Raw genomic sequence first — 21,128 nt, forward strand, 5'->3', positions numbered from 1 at the left:
AGTTACATTTCAATCTTACAACATTCATGCAAATGAAAAGGTTTGACGTATTTTTCTTAGAAGCAACGGGTCTTTAATGAACAAAACCTTATCATGTAGGTTTAATCTTCAAAAAATATAGCAAGACGATAAATGAAATTGTAATGAAAAATGCGAAACATAATGTGCTTAAAAACGCAATAAACAGGGTACATTCATACAAAGACGAATTCAGGGAGGTAGTACCCATGAGCAAGAAAAAACTATTGATAACTGCAATTGGAGCTGGCGTCACTTATTTAATGAAAAACAAGGATGCGCGAGATAAGCTTGTCCATACGCTGCAAAATTTCAGGAAAAAGAATCGTTAATGGAATGATCGATAGTGGGCTCGGCAAATCAGCTTAGATGACAATTGGAAAAGAGAACGACTAGTTGGCTTCGATCATTTATGGTAAGATGTCTAAGACTAATAAACGATAAAAAATCAATCAATAGGAGAAGCAGGGTACAAGATGATACCCTGCTTCTTTTTGTTTGGAAACGTTATATGCTTTGAGTAGCATAAAGGAGATTGAAAATGCCTACTATAATTGCAAAACCATTTGATCAAGAAATGCAAAACCTGTTAAGCGATATACACACTGCCTATCACGCAGGGGAGCTTAGCCAAAAGGATAAATCAGAGCTTCCGGAAAACATATACGTCATCGAGGCTGAGGACGAGATGGTTGGATACGGAGTCGTTTGGGAGTACGATAACGCCAAGCAGCTGATTCAGAAAGCAGAACAAGATTATTTTAACGATGATGAGAAGTATTTGGAGCGGGACTTTTATATTGAGATTAAAAACAAAAAGAACTTTGTATTTATAGAAGCACTTGATGTTTTAAAGGAATTTGAAGGCAAGGGTTACGCTGCTGCCTTTATTCAATGGGTTAAAGCAAAATATCCGAATAAAAAGATGTATGTATATACGTTGGATAAAACAAGGAACTTTTGGTATAAGCAAGGCTTTGAGCCTTTGGGAAACACCGTTTGGATGACTTTTAATTAAAGGTTGAAAAATGGGCCTAGGCTACTGTCTCAAGGATAGAGGTTTATGTCGATTATATCGTTTTATTATGCTATACTTACTTGTTATGTCTTAAAGGAACGGTTTTTGGAAATGCTATGCGATTATAAAAGCAGCATGATTGAGAATATAAGGCTTCAAATGAAGGAGAAAAGATGACTTTTAATGATCTAAATTTTAGCCCTGCAATTCTGAAGGCGCTAACCAAGGAAAACTACACGAAGCCTACGCCTATTCAGGAGCAGGCTATTCCCGTAGTACTAGCGGGCAAAGATTTGTTTGGCTGCGCTCAGACAGGGACAGGGAAAACGGCTGCATTCGCATTACCCATCATTCAGTTATTAAGCGGCCAACCTACTAAACCGGGGGCACAGCGACGTATTCGCTCATTGATTTTGACTCCTACAAGAGAGCTTGCCCTCCAGATAGAAGAAAACATGCGTGCATACGGACAATTTACCGACTTGCGCAGTGTAGCTATCGTGGGCGGCGTTTCACAGAAGGTTCAGGAGCGTGCACTTCGACAAGGCGCTGATGTTATTATTGCCACTCCAGGCAGACTTATCGATCTTATTAATCAAAAGTTTGTTGATTTGCAATATGTACAAATATTAGTGCTTGATGAAGCAGATCGAATGCTCGATATGGGCTTTATCCACGATGTGAAGAGAATCATCGCCAAAATGCCAAGAAAAAAGCAAACACTCTTTTTCTCGGCTACGATGCCTCCAGAAATTTCGAAGCTTGTCAAAACGCTGCTTGTTAATCCGGCGAAAGTGGAAATAACTCCAGCTTCCTCAACAGTGGATCGAATAGAGCAATCTGTCTATTTTGTAGATAAAGGTAATAAACAAGATTTATTGAATGACCTGCTGCAGGATAAATCCATCGCTTCGGCGCTTGTATTTACTCGAACGAAGCATGGTGCAGATCGTGTAGTGCGCGGACTGACTAAAGTGAATATTTCTGCACAGGCTATTCATGGAAACAAGTCTCAAAATGCCCGCCAAAATGCGTTAACTAATTTTAGAAGCGGTGCAACTCGAGTACTGGTTGCCACAGATATTGCGGCGAGAGGTATCGATATTGACGAGCTTTCGCATGTCATTAATTTCAACCTTCCTAATATTTCAGAAACGTATGTTCATCGCATTGGCCGTACAGGCAGAGCTGGTTTAAGTGGAATCGCCATCTCTTTTTGCGAAGTGGATGAAATTCCTTATTTGAAGGATATTGAGAAAATGATTCGCAAAACTATACCTGTAGTAACCGAACGTCCTGATGGGGTTCTGATCAGTTAAGCAACGAAGAAAGCCGAAATATAATAAATTGACCTAGGGGTGATCGTCTGAGAAAGCAAAAGCCAATGTCATTCGAAGATTTGTTGAAGGAATTGCAAGGACAGAAGTCGATTCAGGAAGATCCGAATCATGTTTCATTTGATGATTTGTTTAAAGAATCGTTTATGAGCAAGCATTCCAGCTTTACAAGCTTTAGCGCGTTTCTTGAGAAGGGCAACTTTCAAGTAGAAACAAGAGAAGATGTTCAGAACATTCCGGATGAGCTATTTGATCGTCACGTTGCAAGAGAAACGGATTTTGCCAATTGGCAGTCTATGCTCGATACAGCAACTTCGGAATACAGCGGCAAGTAAGTGCCAGCATTGCGTCAATTATAGGCAAGTAGAAGCTTGAGCCCATCGCGGCTCAAGCTTTTTTTTGTTTATTTTGATGTTAATTTCACATTGTAATGAGCCATTCACGCTCTGTTCATATTCCAAACGTAAACTTCAGCTATCAAGAGAAGGAATGGAGATGGTTGAACATGTTTCTAGCACTGCGCGAATTGAAATATGCGAAAGGCAGATATTTTCTAATTGGATTAATAATGGTTCTGGTCGCATGGTTAACCTTTATGGTTTCAGGATTAGCCAATGGGCTTTCATCAGATAATGCATCCATTCTAAAAAATATGGACGCCGATTATTTCGTGCTTCAGACGGATTCCGAGCATAAGCTGACGCGGTCCGCACTAGGTACCGAGAAGCTGGAGGAGGTCAGGCAATTAGAAGGACTCTCACAATCCGAACCGCTTGGGCAAACGATGCTTTCGGTATATCGGAATGATTCCAAGAAGAAGATAGATATTGCTTTGTTTGGTATCGAGCCAAGTGGAAAGGTAATGCCTAGTATTACTGAAGGGAAAAGCATGGGGGCAAGCAATGAAGTGGTCGTTGACTCCTCGTTAAAAGAACAAGGCGTGCAAATTGGCGATACGCTAGGAGATCAAGAGCTCGGCATTGAATGGAAGGTCGTCGGTTTTACCACTAATCAGAAGTTCAGTCATACGCCGGTTGCATTTATGGATATCCAAAATTTTAATAAGCTGATGCAAGCATCCTTCGGTAAGCAAACAGCTTCCTATAACGCTATTGTCATTCATTCAGATAATCTAAACAAAGAATCATTGCAAAAGAGTGTAGCAGATACGGAGGTTATTACAAAAAAAGAAGCGGTACAGGGCATTCCGGGTTTTAAAGAGGAGCAAGGCTCCCTGACGATGATGATCGCTTTCTTAATTGTTATTGCCGCTTTCATACAAGCTGTTTTCTTCTATGTCATTACACTGCAGAAAATTAGCCAATTTGGAGTGTTGAAGGCAATCGGAGCAAAGACGTCCTATCTGGCAGCAAATTTAGTGGGACAAGTATTGCTTTTGGCTATTGTGGCTGTTGCAATAAGCATTGGACTTACTTTTGGCGTAAGTGCGATTTTGCCAGTGAGCATGCCTTTTGAGTTAGGTGTAAATATATTGTCTCAATATTCCGGTTTACTTATTCTAGTCTCGATTATCGGTGCGTTGCTGTCCTTAAATCGGATTGCAAAAGTTGATGCGATTGAAGCGATTGGGAGGGTTGAATAATGAAGGAAAAACTTATTCTTGAGCATGTAAATAAAGTGTATGGCGAAGGTGAAACAGCTGTTACGGCGCTGCAAAAGGTCTCTTTAAGCGTAAAAGCAGGAGAGTTTGTCGCTGTTGTTGGACCATCGGGTTCGGGCAAAAGTACTTTTCTTTCCATAGCGGGGGCGCTGCTCTCACCGTCAAGCGGACGGATTTTAATTAATGAGAAGGATGTCACGAATTTATCTTCAAGCGAATTAAGCGAGGTTAGAGTCAAAAATCTTGGTTTTATTTTTCAAGCATCCAATCTTGTTCCTTATTTAAGAGTAGTGGATCAACTGCTGCTTGTATCGAAGCTAGCAGGTACAGATGGCAAAGAAGCGCTTGTGAAAGCTAAAGCGCTTCTTGAGAAAGTAGGACTGCTGCATCGGATGAATTATTATCCGGAGAAGCTGTCCGGCGGAGAACGCCAACGGGTTGCCATTGCTAGGGCATTCATGAATGATCCCGGTGTTATTCTAGCCGACGAGCCGACAGCCAGCCTCGATTCTAAACGGGGTAGAGCGGTAGTGGAGCTCATGGCTTCAGAGGTTAAGCAACGGGGCAAGGCGGCCGTTATGGTCACCCATGACGAGCGTGTATTGGATTTATGTGACCGGATCGTAACGATTAAGGACGGTATGCTTTTTGAGCAAAATGATCATGCTGCTGCGAGCAATAGGCCAGATGCAGTCGCACATAGGTGAATGAAGGTTGATTAAGCAGTGTTCTCTTGCACGTCTTGCATCAAGTTTAGATGGGATGTCTCTGAAGGTCTATGACCTTTAGGGACATCCTTTTTTTCTGAAAAACCCCATGAGGAAGACGGAGTGTGAGTTCATTGGCAGCAGCTGTTTTGGGGAAATGCGTTTCGCTTCATACTTTGCATGTTTAATAAAGTAAGACCCTGCTGCAGCTAATATTGGATATGCATGTAGTCAGGTTGAGAGTTCATACAGAAGGAGATGAGACGATGGGCAAATGGAAAACATCGCGGGTTTGGCGCAGTATTGGTTTGCTATTGCTCATGCTTTGCTGCATGGGGTTAATCGTATCTGCTTCTAATCCGAATACACCTGAAGGATTTTTAATTATCGCACATCGTGGGGCTTCTGGTGATGCTCCTGAGAATACGATGGCCGCCTTTGAGCAAGCGGAGCGTCTGGGTACTGATTTTATCGAATTTGATGTACAGCTAAGCAAAGACGGTGAACTAGTTGTCATTCATGATGATACGGTGGATAGAACGACGCAATATACAGGAGCTGTGGACGATTATACATTAAGTGAACTTGAAAATATGGATGCTAAGAATGATAAAAAAACTGACGATACGGATGAGAAGATCGTTTCATTCGAAGAAGTTATGCACCGTTTTGCTGGAAAGCTAGGCATGCTCATCGAGATTAAAGAATCAAAGCTTTATCCTGGCGTGGAAGAGAAGGTGGCTGAGGTCGTACGTCGTTATGAGCTTTTGCTCCAAGTTAATGGCTTAGAGGAGGGCCGAAATTTTACAGCGGTTGAACATGTCAAAAATAGCGTGGGTATCATTATTCAATCCTATAACTTTCAATCCACCCGTCTAATTCACTCCCTGCTGCCGGACATCCCGATTGCTGCGCTTATTCAGGAGGATCAGCATCCTCTGTCAGAGAAGACGCTGGATGAACTTGTTTCTTTCGCGGATTACATTCATTACAATCATGAATTGCTTGACGAGAAGATCGTAGAGCAAATTCATCATCGCAACCGGAAGGTCATGGCGTGGACGATACAGTCAGAGCAAGATATGATACGGATGAAAAAGCTCGGAGTGGATGGGGTTATTACCGATTTTCCGGGGTAAGGAATATACGAGAAACTATACTTCCTTCTATACAAAATTATTCAATCAAATACAAATGTTGCCATAATGTGAGGTTTGATGAATAATAGGGGGAGAAGGGTGGGATGGTCATGAAAATGGCTTTTACTGTCGATGTAGAGGATTGGTTTTGCAGTCCGAACCTGTCTCTTTCCGAATGGGCTGACTGCGAATTAAGGCTTGAGCAGCCCGTTCATCAAATATTGGACCTTCTGGACGAATATGAGGCGACGGGCACTTTTTTTGTCCTGGGCTGGATCGCTGAGAAAAGGCCTGATTTGGTGAAAGAAATATATCGAAGAGGTCATGAAATTGCATCACACGGCTATTCCCATCGTCTCGTTTATGATCAATCAACACTAGAATTTAAAGCGGATATTAGGCTGTCAAAAGATATTTTAGAGCATTTGATCGGTTCAAAGGTGACTGGGTATCGTGCCCCCTGTTTTTCTATGACAGATTGGGGACTTGATATTTTAATAGAAGAAGGATTCGCTTACGATTCTAGTATTAGTCCGAATACACCAAATAACCTATATTCCAAGTTTAATTTGTCCTCGAAAGTTGCGCAATCTTTTAAAATAAAAGATCATCTATGGGAAGTGCCGTTGCCTGCTTTTCGCTTAGGCGGCGTTAATATTCCATGGGGCGGCGGAGGGTATTTTCGAATTTATCCTTATCGTTTTTTTTATAGCGGAGCACGAAAAATTATAGGCGATAAAGATTATTTCGTTTATTATATCCACCCTTATGATTTAGACTACGATCAACCGCAAATTTTTAACACCTCTTGGTCAAATGGCATTCGAAGATACTACGGATTAAGGGATACATACGCAAAAATAAAACAATTATTGTCGGATTTCAACTGTATGTCCATAAGTAAATATGATCCTCAAATCGGGGGAATACATTAGCGTGGCCACGAAAACAGAGATTATGTCTAACCGGCGTTTATTGGATGGTGTCGCTTATTTATTTTGCAGAGAAATGGGGATTAGAAGGGTAAAGATACAGAAACCATCGGCAGAAGAAGTGAATATGCTCCTTATGAACGGCATTTTATCCGAAGATCTTAAGCTTGTGGAAAAATCATTTGGTTACGCTTGTTACGAATATTACAGGCAGCTATATGACCCCGATTCCTTTGACCACCTTCTTATCGCAGAGGCCAAAAATCGAAGGAAAATGCTGGACTTGTGCTGTGGGGGAGGGGCTACCGTATTCTCTTTACTTCAGAACGAGCCGGATATTATATATGGAATCGATTCGGACGCGCACCAGATCGGTCTTCTAGAAGCACTGCTCCACAGAAGTGAAGCTTATAACAAAGTAGTCACAACGATAGCAGATGCGCACCATATTCCGCTTGCGAACCATTCAGTTGATTTTGTCGTTTGTAGAGTAGCGCTGCAATATCTTCATGTGGAGCAGGTGCTGCAGGAGGTTTTTCGTGTATTGTCCCCGCGAGGAAGGGTGTTTTTTCTCGTACATGGCTCGGGATATATATTGGATTATTTATTTGCGCGAAGAGCTATATTGAATAAAAAAAGTTTGAAATTTGCAATATATAAGCTTTTTCATTTAAGCAGTAAGGCTAAGGAGTTTAACCGCGCGCAAGCGAATTTTTTGACCGCAAAGGATTTGAAAGAGAAGCTGGCTGCTGCAGGATTTCGAGACATGAAGGTGCACACCCATAAAGAATGGATGAAAATGGGGGTGTTTCCGGTTTATTTTGCGGTAACGGCTGAGAACTGAATATAGTCTGCTCAAAGACAACGGTAACCCAAGTTAAGTAAACTTGGGTTATTGCTGCTTGACTATGTACTTTGTTTGCTACTCTCGAGTCAAAGCACATATTAAATACTGCGTACGCTGTCTCTAATCATAAGTTCTGTACCCAGCATGACATGGTGAATGATTTCTTTACCTTCGAGCATTTCAATAAGAATTTGCGCCGCTTGGGAGCCTAACTCGTATTTATGCTGGTGAACGGTAGTAAGCGCGGGTGTGCAATAAGCCGTTAAATCAATGTTGTCGAAGCCGATGATCGATATATCATCAGGTACCTTTTTTCCCATATCCTTAACGCCCTGCAAAGCCCCGAGAGCCATTAAGTCGCTGGAGCAAAATATAGCAGTCACTTCAGGACGGCTGGACAATATTTGGCGTGCGGCCTCTCTTCCACCATGCTCGGAAAATGAACCATTCAGCACAAGTGTTTCATCAAAGGGAACACTGCTGCTTTGCAGTGCTTGACGGTAGCCCTCTAGCCTAAGCAGGCTTACAGCTGCTTGCTCATGGCCGTTTATCATGGCGATATGGCGATGTCCTGATTCGAGCAGATGGTTGGTTGCCGCAAGAGCACCCGTTGTATTATCCGAAGTAACGTATCCGACGTTAGGCCCTTGAAGAGTGATATCAATAAGGACGCATGGAATATCAGACGATACGATTTCCTCCAAATAAGGATCGTCTAATCGAATACCCATGATGATAACCCCGTCTACGCCTCGTTCCTGGCATAATGTTTTATATGATTTTACCTTTTGTTTCTGAGGTGTTGTACTGAATAGGACAAGGTCATAATCGAGTTCGCCTGAACGATCATTTATTCCGCACAGGACTTCGAATGCGATATTGTCTTTGGAGCTGTCTCTTGTAACATTGGAGAGAAGGAGGCCAAGTGTCTTTGTTTTTTTCGATATGAGCGACCTTGCAGCCATATTAGGGCTATAACCGAGCTGGTCTGCTATAGTCTTAATTTTGAGCCGAGTGCCCTCGTTAACGTCGTCATAGCCGTTCAAGGCACGCGATACTGTAGTAACAGATACACTAGCAGCTTTAGCTATATCTTTAATCGTAACCATACAATACCTCCGAAATGTTGAAAACATGTAATGTATTATGATAAAAATTAAAAAATAAATTGACTCTTGTAAATGCTTTCATCATGATCTATAATTCGATTATAACTTATCCGAAACGTTTTGGAAAGTTAGATTGCTTCGTCGAAAATGAGTAAGCATATTTTTTTGCCTCTTTTCCGAAACGTTTCGGATAAACGAATGCTTGTTTGATTTAAGGGAATAAAAAAGCTATTACAAGAAGAAATGAGGGAAACACTTGGATTATCGAGTCATCAAAGAAAACGATCTATTCCTCATGACGGACCGGAATGGAGATATTCCGGAAGGTGATGTTTCAGGTCAGGGTCTTTACACAAAAGATACCCGGTTCATAAGCAGGATGGAGATCCGAATCAACGGTCAGAAGCCGATATTGCTGTCTTCAGCAGCGGATGAGAATTATATCTCTACGATTCGCCTTACCAATCCACATATGGAAGAGAAGGGCGAGCTTATCTTGTGGCGTGAGTCCGTAGAAATTGAACGTACACGCTTCATTTATGATGGAGCATTGTATGAGACGTTCAATCTCACCAGCTATTATCCTAAAGCCATTACATTTGATTTCTCCGTGTTATTGGATGCGGATTTTGCAGATATGTTTGTCGTTCGCGGCTTTCAGCATGGCGATTTGGGAAGAAAGACGGCAGAGAAAAGCGGCCAACGGGAAAGAGTAATTGGCTATCTCGGGGCTGACGATATACGCCGTGAAACGAAGATTAAATGGGATACAAATGAAAGTCGCATAGGCGAGACAGGTGAGCTTCATTTCGATGTGGAACTGAGCCATCGGGAAAGCCATGCAATCGCTTTCTATATTGCGCCAATCGTTGACGGCAATGAGCCGCAGCAGCATGATCCGGCGGAAGCGATGGTTAAGCTTAGACAATCGTATGCGGATTGGAATGGATCATCCACATCCATCCAAACGGATGTACCGCTATTTAACAAGCTGCATCATCGCGGAGTGCAGGACTTAAGAGTTCTGCTTACGGATATCGGGTATGGAGCATTCCCAGTTGCAGGCTTACCTTGGTTCTCGGTGCCATTTGGCCGTGATAGTTTAATTACTGCGCTGCAGATGTTATCCTTAAACCCGCAAATTGCTAAGGGAACGCTGCTCACGATGGCCGCTTATCAAGGCCAGAATGAAGATGAGTGGCGCGATGAGCAGCCAGGTAAAGTGATGCATGAAATTCGGTATGGCGAACTAGCAAGCACAAATCAGGTTCCATTTACGCCGTATTACGGCACGATTGATGCGACGCCGCTATTCCTTCTATTAGCTGCCGAGTATTATCACTGGACCGGAGATGCTCAGTTTATTAAAGAGCTAATGCCTCATCTTAATGCAGCACTCGCTTGGGTGAAGGAATATGGCGACTGCGACGATGATTCCTTTGTTGAGTACTATCAGAAATCTTCTAAAGGGATTGCCAATCAGGGGTGGAAAGATTCTGCGGATTCCGTTGTTCACCGCAACGGCGATTATGCAGAGGCTCCAATCGCGCTCGTCGAGGTTCAAGGTTATGTTTACCAAGCGCTTACAAGGCTTGCCCCTATATTCAAGAGCTTAGGCCACGAGGAACAAGCCGCTGGCATGGAGCAAGATGCAGAACAGCTTAGAGTTCGCTTTGAGCGCGATTTCTGGATGGAGGATGAGCAGTTTTACGCGATTGCGCTTGATAAGGATAAGAAGCGCGTAGATTCCGTCACTTCGAATTCAGGACATATTCTAATGTCGGGCATTGCTTCTCCTGAGCGTGCAAGCGCTGTTGCGAAAAGACTGGTTGCTCCTGACATGTTCGGTGGTTACGGCATTCGTACGATGAGTACGGAAGCAGCCGGCTACAACCCGATGAGCTACCATGACGGAAGCGTATGGCCGCATGACAACTCCGTTTGTTTGCTTGGTCTTAGTTATTTAGGCTTCCAAGAAGAAGCGATTACCGTCATGCAAGGACTATTGAATGCAGCAGCAAAGTTTGAGTATTACAGATTGCCTGAGCTGTTCTGCGGGTATGATGATTCGCTTGGTGCGCCAGTTCCTTACCCCGTTGCTTGCTCTCCGCAGGCATGGGCAGCAGGGACGCCGCTCACATTTGTACAAGCCTTGCTTGGGCTTCAGCCTAACGCTCTAACGAAGCAGATTACAATTAAGCCTTCTTTGCTTCAAGGGATGAACGAGCTTCTGGTAGAGCAAATGCAAATTGGCAGCGGCGCTCTAAGCCTGCGCGTTACTCGCGGTATCAATGGCCCAGAGGTGGAAATACTGTCTAATCTGACAGGATATGAGCTTCTCATTTCATAGGTTTCACGCTTTATGCTCTATATACAAAGTTCATATTACTAAGGAGGTTGTATGTAAGATGAAGAAAATAGGGGTTTCAATTTTATCTTTAATGCTGGTAGTTGTTCTTATGTTAACGGCTTGTGGCAAGAGCAATGAAGGCAACAAAAACACTGGTAATACAGCAACGAACGGCGGTACAGAACAAGAGGCGACAAAAGAGCCAGCCGCTGAGAAGGTAACCGTTACACTTGCAGGTTGGGGAGCAAGTCCAGAAGAGCAGGATTTGCTAAACCAAACGTTAAAGGAATTTGAAGCAAAATATCCAAATGTAAAGGTTAATTATGAAGTAATTGCCGATCAATACATGGATGTTATCAAAACAAGACTTATTGGCGGTGAAGGCCCAGACGTCTTCTACCTGGACGCATTCGAAGCACCTGCACTTATTGAGCGTAATGTTCTAGAGCCACTTGATAGCTATGTGACACCAGAATTTGATGTTGCAGACTTTGAACAGCCTATGGTTGATGCTTTCAAACAAGATGGCGTTTCCTACGGTTTCCCTAAGGATTTCTCTACGCTTGCAATGTTCTACAACAAAAAAGACTTTGCAGAAGCAGGAATTACTGCTCCGCCAACAACTTGGGATGAGCTGAAAGAAGCTGCAGTTAAGCTTACTAAAAAAGAAGGCGACAAAACGGTTCGCTTCGGCTTTGGTGTTGCGCCTGAGCTTGCACGTCAACTGTTCATGATTCAAGCATTCGGCGGCAAAGTTGCAGATGAGAATGGCAATGCTGCATTCGCGGCTCCAGATGCTCTTAAAGGTTTGCAGCTTGTAACGGATATGCACAATGTAGACAAATCATCCGGCGAGCCAAAAGAAGTAGGCGCTGGCTGGGGCGGAGAAATGTTCGGTCAAGGCAAAGCTTCCATCGTATTCGAAGGAAACTGGGCAATTCCATTCTTGGAGTCCAACTACAAGGATCTAGATTACGGCACAGCTGAACTTCCAACTGTAAATGGCAAACAAGGCACTATGGCATTCACTGTTGCTTATGTAATGAACAAGGAATCGAAGAAAAAGGAAGCAGCTTGGCAGTTGATCTCCTTCTTGACTGGTAAAGAAGGAATGAAAACGTGGACGAGCAAAGGTTTCGCGCTTCCAACTCGTAAATCGGTATCACAAGAGCTTGGCTACGATAAAGATGAGCTTCGCAGTGCAATTGTAGCAGGCGCTTCTTATGCAACGCCTTGGCAAGCAGGCTCCACACTTCCTACAATCATGAGCAACTTCAACAACCAATTCGTTGATACATTTATGGGTAATTCGAATCTTGAAGATGCAATGAAGAAAGCAGAATCGGTTGCGAATAAGGAAATCGCAGCAGCGAAATAAGCGAGGTGAAGGAGGGAGGGTGCAAGACGCTCCCTCCTTCAATCTCTGATATTGATATGAAAGGAGAAGGTGCAGCATGACCCATGTCTCTTCATGGAGAAGAAAGCTGAAAAATAACGTAACCGGCTATCTGTTCCTGCTTCCAACCATTCTAGTTCTTGGTACTTTTTTGTTCTTGCCTGTATTCTATTCCCTTTATTTATCGGGGCATAAGGTCAATCTGCTTGGCGAAGTAAGCTACAAATGGGTAGGAGTTAATAATTTCACGCGTATGGCAGGCGATGAAAGAGCCTGGATTGCGCTTAAGAACACAGCATCCTTTGCTTTGTTTGTTGTGCCTCTGCAAACGGCGTTTGCTATTTTACTAGCTGTTATTTTGAATGCTAAGCTCAGATACAAAAACTTTTTCCGTATCGTATTTTTTATGCCGACCGTTACTTCGTCGGCGGTACTATCACTTATATTTATGTGGATATACAATTCAAACGGTCTTTTGAACCGAGTGCTTGAATTTATCGGTTTGCATGGATACAACTGGCTTGGAGATCCTGCGGTCGCCATGAAGGCGATCATGCTTATGAATATATGGTCTACCGCTCCATTCTTTATGGTTGTTTTCTTGGCTGCATTACAAGACATTCCTGATGCGCTGTACGAGTCAGCTATGCTAGACGGGGCAGGAGGCTGGAGGAGATTTATTTCCATCACGCTGCCGCTAATTAAGCCTGCGACCTTCTTTACGGTCGTTATGGGTATTATCGGTACCTTCCAACTCTTCGACCAATCTTATATTTTCTCAGCAGGTTCAGGCGGACCGAATAACTCGACCTTGACCGTAGCTCTGCTTATTTATCAATATGCTTTCAAAAATCTCGACTTCGGCTATGCCTCTGCGCTCGCTGTCATGCTGGCTGCTGTCATTATGATCGTGACGCTGATACAGCGTAAGCTATTTGCCGAAGAAAAGCTGAACTAGGAGGGCGACTAGATGGTATTTCAACAATCCAAATGGGGAAAGGCGATTCTTTATTTCCTGTTATTCTCATACGGCTGCATCACTGTTGCTCCTTTTCTATGGGCGCTTTCCTCTTCGTTTAAGCCGCTCAGTGAGATTGTTTCCGGGGGCATCAACTTTATTCCGAAAGAATTCACCTTGCAGAACTATTATGATATTTTCGTGAAAGAGCCGCTTTTCCTCAGGTGGATGTACAACAGTGCCTTGATTGCAGTTGTTGCGACGGTTTGCAATACGCTGTTCAACTCAATGGCGGGTTATGCACTTGCACGTATTGAATTTGCCGGCAACAAAATCATGTTCATCCTTATCTTAGCGGTGCAGATGATTCCAGGCCAACTGACGATCGTACCCGCTTACTTAATTATGAAGCAGCTCGATTTGTTAAACACCTATGCCGCACTGACTTTGCCGATGATGGCGAATGCGACGTTTATCTTTATGATGCGGCAATTTTTCCTTAGCTTCCCGAAAGAGCTTGAGGAGGCAGCCGAGATGGACGGGCTTAATCGGTTCGGCGTGTTTTTCCGCATTGCATTGCCGCTTGCGATACCTGCATTAGCAGCTCAAACGATCTTCGTTTTCATGGGTGCATGGAACGAGTTCCTGAAGCCGCTCATGTTCATGTCCGACAAGTCGATGTTTACGTTAACGCTCGGTCTGAATACGTTCAAAGGGCAGTACATTAGCCACTGGAACTACATTATGGCTGCATCGATGGTATTTACGCTTCCAGCGCTGCTGATTTATGCGTTCTTCAATCGATTCTTTATTAAAGGAATTACGTTTACCGGCGGTAAATAACATAGTAACGAAACGGGGCTGTCCTGAGGTCATTTAGACCTCTTGGGACAGCCCTGTTTTTAATTGATTCACATATGCATAATGAGACATAGGATGCTCAGTGGGCAGGCTGTGAGCGGTAATAAGCCTATTTTTTAGTCCTATTTTTGCGAAGAGGGCTGATTGGGCGAAAATAAGACTAGATTGCAGCTCTATTTTTGTCTGAAACGGATATTATGGGGAAATTGGCAGATTTTGAGCGGTAATAAGCCTAATTTCTAGCCCTATTTTTACTAAGCGGGCTGATTGGGCGAAAATAGGACTAGATTGTAGATCTATTTTAGTTCGAAAAGGATACAAAGAGGCGATTGGCAGGTCACGAGAGAAAATAAGCCTAATTTCTAGCCCTATTTTTACTACACGGGCTGATTGGACGAAAATAGGACTAAATTGTAGATCTAAATTTGTTTGAAACGGATACAATGATGCAATTGGCAGCTCAGGAGCGGTAATAAGCCTAATTTCTAGCCCTATTTTTACTACACGGGCTGATTGGACGAAAATAGGACTAAATTGTAGATCTAAATTTGTTTGAAACGGATACAATGATGCAATTGGCAGCTCAGGAGCGGTAATAAGCCTATTTTATAGTCCTATTTTTGCGAAGAGGGCTGTTTTGATGAAAATAGGGCTAGAATGTAGATCTAATTTTATTTGAGACGAGTATAGAGGGGCATATGGCAGAAAAGCCTAAGTTATGATCATGCTTGCTGTGCAGGGCAAGTCAGCTCTCCATTATGGATGTCTAAAGTCGAATTTATCGTGAGGAACATCAAGACTATGACCATTAATGATGACGGTATCGTTATCGCTCCAAGTGATGACCGCTTGATCCTCGCGAGCGTTCCAATAAATATTTTTGGTTTTATGATTGCGTTTAATGAATACCAATTCACCGCGAATCATCAAAGGAGTAGTCGCTCCTCCATTTATAAGGTACGCTTTTAAACGGTAAGTCCCATCAGGGGAAGCGGCCTCTATAAGAAATTTTCCCTTCGGCAGTCTGCCCATGTCATAGAAGAGCCAATAAACACCAGCTCCAATAGTTAAGGCGAAGAATGTGCAGATAGAAATAAATATGATGAGCAGCTTTTTTAAAATTTTCTTGTTCTCAGTCGCCGCTTGAACATCAATATTTTCATCGAACAACGGTATCATCTCCTGGAAAATTTGGATAACATTAGAATATCACAAGTTACACTCCGGAGAAACCAAATGCGAATCATAACAACAATTAGATATAAACGATGCCCTGCCGAATAAAACAAAAAAAGCAGCCCAATCGGGCTGCTTTTTATTTTATTAATCGGAGCTGGGAAGCAGCAAGAGCTTATTCCTTAACCGCACCAATGACAATCCCTTTTACAAAGTAACGCTGCAAGAAAGGATAAACCAATAGAATCGGTAATGCGCCGATAAAGATCTGCGATGCGCTAATGGTTCTTTGCGACATATTGGCAACCATTTGTGGATCAAGCTTAGTCATATCCTTTTGAACGATAATCGTTTGCATGAAGCTTGCAAGAGGCAGCTTCTCGGCATCCTTCATATAGATAATACCGTCGAAATAGGAATTCCAATGTCCGACCATAATAAACAAGGAAACCGTTGCAATCGCAGGCAAGGAGATCGGCAAATAAATCATGAAGAAAGTGCGCAGCTGGCCGGCTCCATCAATAAAAGCAGCTTCTTCCAGATCCTTAGGAACAGTACGGAAGAAGTTTAGCAAAAGAATAACGTTATAAACGCCGACTGTACCTGGTAGGATAAGCGCCCATAAAGTATTCATTAGTCCGAGCTTAAGGATGAGGAGGTAGCTTGGAATAAGTCCGCCTGCAAATAGCATCGTAACGACAAAATACCAAAGATAAACATTGCGAGCACGGAAGATATGAGAATCTTTGGACAGGGCATAAGCAGCAAGTGTACTAACTAGCATAGCAAGCGCCGTACCAAGGATGGTCCGCTGTGTCGACACCCACAAGGAAGTAAGGAAATTGCTGTTGTTGAACGTCTTAGCATAGGCTTCTAATGTGAAACCGATCGGCCAAAAAGTGACCAATCCCGCGTTGGCGGGAGCGGACGCACTCATGGAAACCATGAGAAGGTGATATAGCGGCAGCAAGCATAGTATGGAAAGAAGAATCAAAAACACGTTGTTAAATATGCTGAAAATACGGTATGGCAGTGTTTTATGGTGCATACGTTGTCACCCTTTCTAGAAGATTCGGTAACCGGCAAATTTATAAGCAAGACGATAAGAGATTACGATTAGAATCAAGCTGATCCCTGATTTAAACAGGCTAACTGCTGTTGCAAAGCTGAATTGACCGCTGAGTAGACCTTCACGATAGACAAAGGTGTCAATAATATCACCCTGCTGATAAATCAAAGGACTGTACAAGTTGAACACTTGGTCGAAGTTTGCATTTAGTACGTTACCAAGCGCCAAGGTTGCAACTACAATCGCAATTGGAATGAGTGATGGAATCGTAATATGCGTCGTTTGCTTGATACGGCCTGCACCGTCAACTTCAGCAGCTTCATAAAGTGCTGGATTAATACCGGCAAGCGCTGCAAGGAAGATAATTGTATTGAATCCAAATTCCTTCCACACATCACTAAAAATAATGGTGAAGCGGAACCAGGCGCCATCGCCCAAAAAGAAAATCGGCTTAATGCCGAATACATTGCTTATAAATTGATTAATAATTCCTGTCTGTGCGAGCATATCGATCAAAATTCCGGATAGCGTGACCCAGGAAAGGAAATGCGGCAGATAGACGAGCGTTTGGATTGATCTTTTGAGCCCCATGTTCCTGACTTCATTCAGAAGCAAAGCAAAAATGAACGGAATGATCAAGTTCAGCACGATTTTGGAGCAAGCAAAAAATAGGGTGTTCCACGTAATTTGCAAGAAATAATCATTTTGAAACATATATTCAAAATGCTTCAAGCCTACCCATGGAGAGCCCATCATTCCAAGTGAAGCTTTATAATCTTGAAACGCCATCATAATACCTGTCATCGGTATATAGGAGAAGATGAAAACCGAAAGTACCGCCGGCAGCACCATGAAATGCAGCATCCAAGGTTGTTTATATTTGTGTTTTGTTTTTGCTCGTGGTGTGGTCTCCAAAGTCACTTGCTTTTCTGTGTTTGCTTCCATAGCTATCCCCCGTTCCATAAAATTGGTTTGTGTATAATAAGAAACCCTGCTATATATAGTAACAAGCATTTCTCTTACTGGACTATAGGACAATGTTAGGATTGATATGGTTTTGTTAGGGGATATCGTCTGGAGGAATGAATGATGGAGATTAGTAACGGTCTTGCTTTTGTCAAAAGAAAGATGGGTGCTCGGTTTAGTCTGTTTTCTAAAATGAATGGGTTGATCTTAATTTTGTTCATCCCCATTGTGATCATGTATACGTATTCAAACGACGTGGCCTTTAACGTTGTCAGCAAGGAGCTTAAGCTATCGAACACGAGACAGTTGTCCTTTTTGTCCAGTCAAATTGACTCGCGGATTAATCAGATGGTCGATTTCTCCAATACATTCTCGAAAGATCCGAATGTGCAGCGATTTAATGGGCTTAAAATATGGGAAGATCGTTATGACCGCATGCAGACTAGGTTTATCGTTCAAGAGAAGATGGCACTGCAATCAGGCGTCATTAACATATGGCCAGTCAGATACACCGTTTACTCGCAGCAAAACAAAGAGTTAATATCAAATTACAACAATCCTGCTGAGTACGATGAGGAATTTTTAAAGCGAAATATGAGCGGGAAATGGACCTATGGCAATGGCGAAGCTAAGGCCGATAATGAACCTAGTTACTTTCATTGGTTTTATACCGAATCATATGGCCAGCAAGGTAAACTGAATGGAAGCAATCTGGTCATTGAAGCGAGCTTCAGTTATGAAAATATCCAAAACATGCTGGACACCTATAAATCAGGTGGACAAGGCGACCCGATTTTTTACCATAAAGGGGACGCTCCGATTACGAACCGCAGTGCGGATCAACAGCTTTCAGGAGAGTTGGTTTCCTACTTGGACGAGCAGTCGCTGGAAGACACAACGCAGCAGGTAGTGAAGCTGCATGGTGAGAACTATTTGGTGAGCTCGGTTAAATCAACTTATTTGGGCTGGCATTTAGTTGACGTTGTTCCGCTTGATCAAATATTGAAGCCGATATCGATCACTCGCAATTTGTTTTATGTCTCGATGATTTTGTTATTTGTTGTGGGCATATCTGCTTCCATTCTGCTTTACCGTAATGTGCAGCGGCCGATTAGGCAATTGATTAAGGGTTTGCAAAGCGTACAGCGGGGGGATTTCTCGTTTCGGATCAGCTCAAGCGTAAATAATGAATTTTCATTTTTATTTTACCGTTTTAACGATATGTCACGACAAATCCAAGACTTAATTGAAAATGTGCTGAATGAAAAAATTCGGTCAAGGGAAGCGACATTGAAGCAATTACAGGCTCAAATTAATCCGCATTTTCTATATAACTGTCTGGGTTATATAATTAATATGGCACAGATGAAAGAACAGGAAGCGGTTGTGTCGATGGCATACAACTTAAGCGCCTATTATCGCTATACGACTCGAACGGAGAGACAAACCGCTGCGCTGGACGAAGAAATTAAATTACTTATTAATTATTTGGACATTCAGAAGCTGCGCAACGGCAGAATTGATTATACAATAGATATCCCAGCAGAAATGCTGAAGCAGCGCATACCGCCGCTTATGCTTCAACCTATCGTAGAAAATGCGGTCATTCATGGTATAGGAAAATCCTATACATCTGGAGAAATTCGAATTACCGGCGAGATGTCAGACGGGTTATGCAAAATATATATCGATGACGATGGACCAGAGCTTGAGCCAAGTGTGCTTGAAGCGTTGAATGCAAAAATGAGCGAGCCATTGAAAGAGGAAATGGGCTGCGGTCTTTGGAATACGAATCAGCGTATTATTCATCAATTTGGCGATAAATCTTATTTATGCTTCAAAAAATCGCCATTAGGAGGATTTCAGACAGAAATCGTATGGGAAACAGCATCTGGAGAAGAACAGAGACCATATCCTACTTTACAAGGAGATACACAACATGCAGATGATAATCGTAGATGATGAAGCACACTGGGTAGAGAATTTATCGATGCACAAGCCTTGGCATACACTTGGTATTGAGCAGGTTCATAAAGCTTACTCTGCACATGAGGCGCTTCAAATTATAGAAACGAATCCCATTGATATTGTCATATCCGATATTTTAATGCCCGAAATGACAGGGCTTGAACTCATAGAGAAAATACGAGAACGCGATAAAAGAATGAAATGTATTATTTTATCAGGACATTCGGATTTTGAATTTGCCAAAAAAGCGGTTCAAAATCAAACGGTAGATTATTTGCTAAAGCCGCCATCGGATAACGAGCTGTTCAGCGCGGTTAAGACTGCGATTGACCAATTGCAAGCGGAATGGGAAGCAGTCAGCTCGCAGGAGCGGACGGAGTATACGCTGAGGGAGAATCTGCCGATGCTGCGCGGTCAGTTGCTGATTGATGCGCTAAAAGGCTACCGGATGTCTGCTGATGAATGGACTCGAAAGCTTGAAAGCTACGGCTTGCCGTTCAGCTATGGAGATTGCACTTTGCTGCTTGTACGTATGGAAGAGGAATTTGGGCAATATACAAGTAACGGACAACAGCTGATGGAATATGCCATTATCAATATGGCGGAAGAGATCTTCAGTGAATTTTCTGAAGTATGGGGAGTTAAGGAGGAGCATGGTTATTTAGTGTTCTTGCTTCAACTGAAGGATAAGGGTTCAATCCCTGGAAAAGAGAAGATTTTGGAGAAGCTTGCGATTCAGCTTCAGCATAAAGTAAAACAATTTTTGAAGGGCTCCTTATCCATCGTACTATCAGAATCTTTCAAGTTTCCTGAACAGCTTCAGGAAAATTATCGCAAATCATTTGCTTACTTTAGGCAAATCGTAGGGGACGAGCGAGAATTTGTTATGCGGGTTGGCGATATGGAGCCAAGCGTTTCGCATGGTCCGTTGGACGCTCTTTATATGCCGCCGTCTTTAATCAGCTTATTAGAGGCGGGGCGCTGGGAGGCTGCGGAGGATAAGCTGGTGGGCGTTTGCGCGGAGCTCGATGAGAGATGGTCCGACTCATGGGAGCATTGCATGGAGGCTGGATTTTTGATCGCCTCCTCGTTCACACAGCTGGCACATCGGAACGGGCATACGCTGGTCAAGCTGCTAGGGGCAGATATGGAGCCTCTACAAAGCGGAGAAGCTTTTACATCGATCAGCAAGCTGCGCAAATGGTCGCTTAACGTGCTTTCGAAGCTGAAGGACGGCACCTCAAGTGAAATTAAAGATATACGTTCTTCTTATGTGAAGAAGATTCAAAATTACGCGGAGGAGCATCTTCACGAAGACGTTTCTTTGCGAGCACTCGCTGACCATGTGAATTTGCATCCTACCCATCTGTCCAAAATATATAAGATTGAGACGGGTGAAGGCATAAGTGATTATATATCACGTCTGCGCATGGAACGTGCCTGCCACAAGCTAAAAACAACAAGCAAAAAGATTTATGAAATTAGCATGGAAATCGGCTATTTGGACCCGGCTTATTTTATCAAAGTGTTCAAACGCCAATATGGTGTAACGCCGCAGGAATATAGGGACGGCAATCAATAGCCTAACAGAGTCCTATGGAAACTAACAATGTCCTATAGATACCCCCCCGTACAAATTGTTAAAGTTACTCATGT

18 protein-coding genes and 1 pseudogene are annotated in these 21,128 nt (G+C 42.9%); 15 read left to right on the forward strand and 4 right to left on the reverse strand.

Annotation, left to right across the window (positions count from 1 at the left end):
* Positions 1–227 precede the first annotated feature (227 nt).
* The 9 genes and pseudogenes from MHH56_RS05120 to MHH56_RS05160 all read left to right on the forward strand — a co-directional run bounded on the left by MHH56_RS05120 (position 228) and on the right by MHH56_RS05160 (position 7,616).
* Positions 228–350: a hypothetical protein gene (locus MHH56_RS05120; RefSeq protein WP_256711082.1), complete on the forward strand. Its 123-nt coding sequence runs from the start codon at positions 228–230 to the stop codon at positions 348–350.
* Positions 351–559: 209 nt separating this feature from the next.
* Complete coding sequence (locus MHH56_RS05125) at positions 560–1,036, forward strand: GNAT family N-acetyltransferase (RefSeq protein ID WP_339207042.1); 477 nt, start codon at positions 560–562, stop codon at positions 1,034–1,036.
* A gap of 173 nt (positions 1,037–1,209) precedes the next feature.
* Positions 1,210–2,316, forward strand: a pseudogene (locus MHH56_RS05130) (DEAD/DEAH box helicase); the annotation flags it as partial.
* A 104-nt stretch (positions 2,317–2,420) separates the two neighbouring features.
* Positions 2,421–2,708 (forward strand): hypothetical protein, encoded by a 288-nt coding sequence (locus tag MHH56_RS05135; RefSeq protein WP_076271489.1) that lies wholly within the window; start codon positions 2,421–2,423, stop codon positions 2,706–2,708.
* 95 nt (positions 2,709–2,803) lie between these two features.
* Positions 2,804–3,976 (forward strand): ABC transporter permease, encoded by a 1,173-nt coding sequence (locus MHH56_RS05140; RefSeq protein WP_339207044.1) that lies wholly within the window; start codon positions 2,804–2,806, stop codon positions 3,974–3,976.
* Positions 3,976–4,701 carry an ABC transporter ATP-binding protein gene (locus tag MHH56_RS05145; protein WP_339207045.1) on the forward strand — a complete coding sequence of 242 codons (726 nt, stop codon included), beginning with the start codon at positions 3,976–3,978 and terminating at the stop codon, positions 4,699–4,701. Before MHH56_RS05140 ends, MHH56_RS05145 begins: the two co-directional genes overlap by 1 nt.
* A 266-nt stretch (positions 4,702–4,967) precedes the next feature.
* Positions 4,968–5,840, forward strand: coding sequence for a glycerophosphodiester phosphodiesterase family protein (locus tag MHH56_RS05150; protein WP_339207047.1), 873 nt, complete (start codon positions 4,968–4,970; stop codon positions 5,838–5,840).
* Between the two features lie 110 nt (positions 5,841–5,950).
* On the forward strand, positions 5,951–6,775 hold the full coding sequence (locus MHH56_RS05155; RefSeq protein ID WP_339207049.1) for a polysaccharide deacetylase family protein: 825 nt from the start codon (positions 5,951–5,953) through the stop codon (positions 6,773–6,775).
* Between the two features lies 1 nt (position 6,776).
* Positions 6,777–7,616: a class I SAM-dependent methyltransferase gene (locus MHH56_RS05160; RefSeq protein WP_339207051.1), complete on the forward strand. Its 840-nt coding sequence runs from the start codon at positions 6,777–6,779 to the stop codon at positions 7,614–7,616.
* Between the two features lie 101 nt (positions 7,617–7,717).
* On the opposite strand, the gene MHH56_RS05165 is transcribed toward MHH56_RS05160, so the two are convergent.
* Positions 7,718–8,728, reverse strand: coding sequence for a LacI family DNA-binding transcriptional regulator (locus MHH56_RS05165; protein WP_339207052.1), 1,011 nt, complete (start codon positions 8,726–8,728; stop codon positions 7,718–7,720).
* Positions 8,729–8,984: 256 nt separating this feature from the next.
* Between MHH56_RS05165 and MHH56_RS05170 the strand changes: the two genes are divergently transcribed.
* From MHH56_RS05170 to MHH56_RS05185, 4 genes are all read left to right on the forward strand, one after another.
* On the forward strand, positions 8,985–11,078 hold the full coding sequence (locus MHH56_RS05170) for an amylo-alpha-1,6-glucosidase (RefSeq protein ID WP_339207053.1): 2,094 nt from the start codon (positions 8,985–8,987) through the stop codon (positions 11,076–11,078).
* A 58-nt stretch (positions 11,079–11,136) separates the two neighbouring features.
* Positions 11,137–12,456: an ABC transporter substrate-binding protein gene (locus MHH56_RS05175; protein WP_339207054.1), complete on the forward strand. Its 1,320-nt coding sequence runs from the start codon at positions 11,137–11,139 to the stop codon at positions 12,454–12,456.
* 76 nt (positions 12,457–12,532) lie between these two features.
* Positions 12,533–13,432, forward strand: a complete 900-nt coding sequence (locus MHH56_RS05180; RefSeq protein ID WP_339207056.1) for a sugar ABC transporter permease — start codon at positions 12,533–12,535, stop codon at positions 13,430–13,432.
* 12 nt (positions 13,433–13,444) lie between these two features.
* A complete protein-coding gene (locus tag MHH56_RS05185; protein WP_076271479.1) occupies positions 13,445–14,275 on the forward strand; it encodes a carbohydrate ABC transporter permease in 831 nt (276 codons plus the stop codon).
* A 774-nt stretch (positions 14,276–15,049) separates the two neighbouring features.
* On the opposite strand, the gene MHH56_RS05190 is transcribed toward MHH56_RS05185, so the two are convergent.
* From MHH56_RS05190 to MHH56_RS05200, 3 genes are all read right to left on the reverse strand, one after another.
* Complete coding sequence (locus MHH56_RS05190) at positions 15,050–15,403, reverse strand: DUF5412 family protein (protein WP_339209510.1); 354 nt, start codon at positions 15,401–15,403, stop codon at positions 15,050–15,052.
* A gap of 241 nt (positions 15,404–15,644) precedes the next feature.
* Positions 15,645–16,517, reverse strand: a complete 873-nt coding sequence (locus MHH56_RS05195; RefSeq protein ID WP_339207057.1) for a carbohydrate ABC transporter permease — start codon at positions 16,515–16,517, stop codon at positions 15,645–15,647.
* A 15-nt stretch (positions 16,518–16,532) separates the two neighbouring features.
* Positions 16,533–17,483, reverse strand: a complete 951-nt coding sequence (locus MHH56_RS05200; RefSeq protein WP_339207058.1) for an ABC transporter permease subunit — start codon at positions 17,481–17,483, stop codon at positions 16,533–16,535.
* A gap of 141 nt (positions 17,484–17,624) precedes the next feature.
* Between MHH56_RS05200 and MHH56_RS05205 the strand changes: the two genes are divergently transcribed.
* Positions 17,625–19,466: a histidine kinase gene (locus MHH56_RS05205; protein WP_339207059.1), complete on the forward strand. Its 1,842-nt coding sequence runs from the start codon at positions 17,625–17,627 to the stop codon at positions 19,464–19,466.
* The gene (locus MHH56_RS05210; protein ID WP_339207060.1) at positions 19,444–21,054 is read left to right on the forward strand and encodes a response regulator; all 1,611 of its coding nucleotides are present in this window, start codon (positions 19,444–19,446) and stop codon (positions 21,052–21,054) included. Before MHH56_RS05205 ends, MHH56_RS05210 begins: the two co-directional genes overlap by 23 nt.
* The last annotated feature ends 74 nt before the right edge of the window (positions 21,055–21,128 follow it).

Origin of the sequence: Paenibacillus sp. FSL K6-3182 (genome assembly GCF_037976325.1) — a bacterium.
Taxonomy (GTDB): Bacteria; Bacillota; Bacilli; order Paenibacillales; family Paenibacillaceae; genus Pristimantibacillus.

Coding starts and splice junctions, on each gene's coding strand:
- MHH56_RS05125 (WP_339207042.1), top strand. CDS start 560: ATGCCTACTATAATTGCAAAACCATTTGATCAAGAAATGCAAAACCTG.
- MHH56_RS05195 (WP_339207057.1), bottom strand. CDS start 16,517: ATGCACCATAAAACACTGCCATACCGTATTTTCAGCATATTTAACAAC.
- MHH56_RS05120 (WP_256711082.1), top strand. CDS start 228: ATGAGCAAGAAAAAACTATTGATAACTGCAATTGGAGCTGGCGTCACT.
- MHH56_RS05155 (WP_339207049.1), top strand. CDS start 5,951: ATGAAAATGGCTTTTACTGTCGATGTAGAGGATTGGTTTTGCAGTCCG.
- MHH56_RS05135 (WP_076271489.1), top strand. CDS start 2,421: ATGTCATTCGAAGATTTGTTGAAGGAATTGCAAGGACAGAAGTCGATT.
- MHH56_RS05210 (WP_339207060.1), top strand. CDS start 19,444: ATGCAGATGATAATCGTAGATGATGAAGCACACTGGGTAGAGAATTTA.
- MHH56_RS05140 (WP_339207044.1), top strand. CDS start 2,804: ATGAGCCATTCACGCTCTGTTCATATTCCAAACGTAAACTTCAGCTAT.
- MHH56_RS05200 (WP_339207058.1), bottom strand. CDS start 17,483: ATGGAAGCAAACACAGAAAAGCAAGTGACTTTGGAGACCACACCACGA.
- MHH56_RS05180 (WP_339207056.1), top strand. CDS start 12,533: ATGACCCATGTCTCTTCATGGAGAAGAAAGCTGAAAAATAACGTAACC.
- MHH56_RS05185 (WP_076271479.1), top strand. CDS start 13,445: ATGGTATTTCAACAATCCAAATGGGGAAAGGCGATTCTTTATTTCCTG.
- MHH56_RS05205 (WP_339207059.1), top strand. CDS start 17,625: ATGATGGAGATTAGTAACGGTCTTGCTTTTGTCAAAAGAAAGATGGGT.
- MHH56_RS05165 (WP_339207052.1), bottom strand. CDS start 8,728: ATGGTTACGATTAAAGATATAGCTAAAGCTGCTAGTGTATCTGTTACT.
- MHH56_RS05145 (WP_339207045.1), top strand. CDS start 3,976: ATGAAGGAAAAACTTATTCTTGAGCATGTAAATAAAGTGTATGGCGAA.
- MHH56_RS05175 (WP_339207054.1), top strand. CDS start 11,137: ATGAAGAAAATAGGGGTTTCAATTTTATCTTTAATGCTGGTAGTTGTT.
- MHH56_RS05150 (WP_339207047.1), top strand. CDS start 4,968: ATGGGCAAATGGAAAACATCGCGGGTTTGGCGCAGTATTGGTTTGCTA.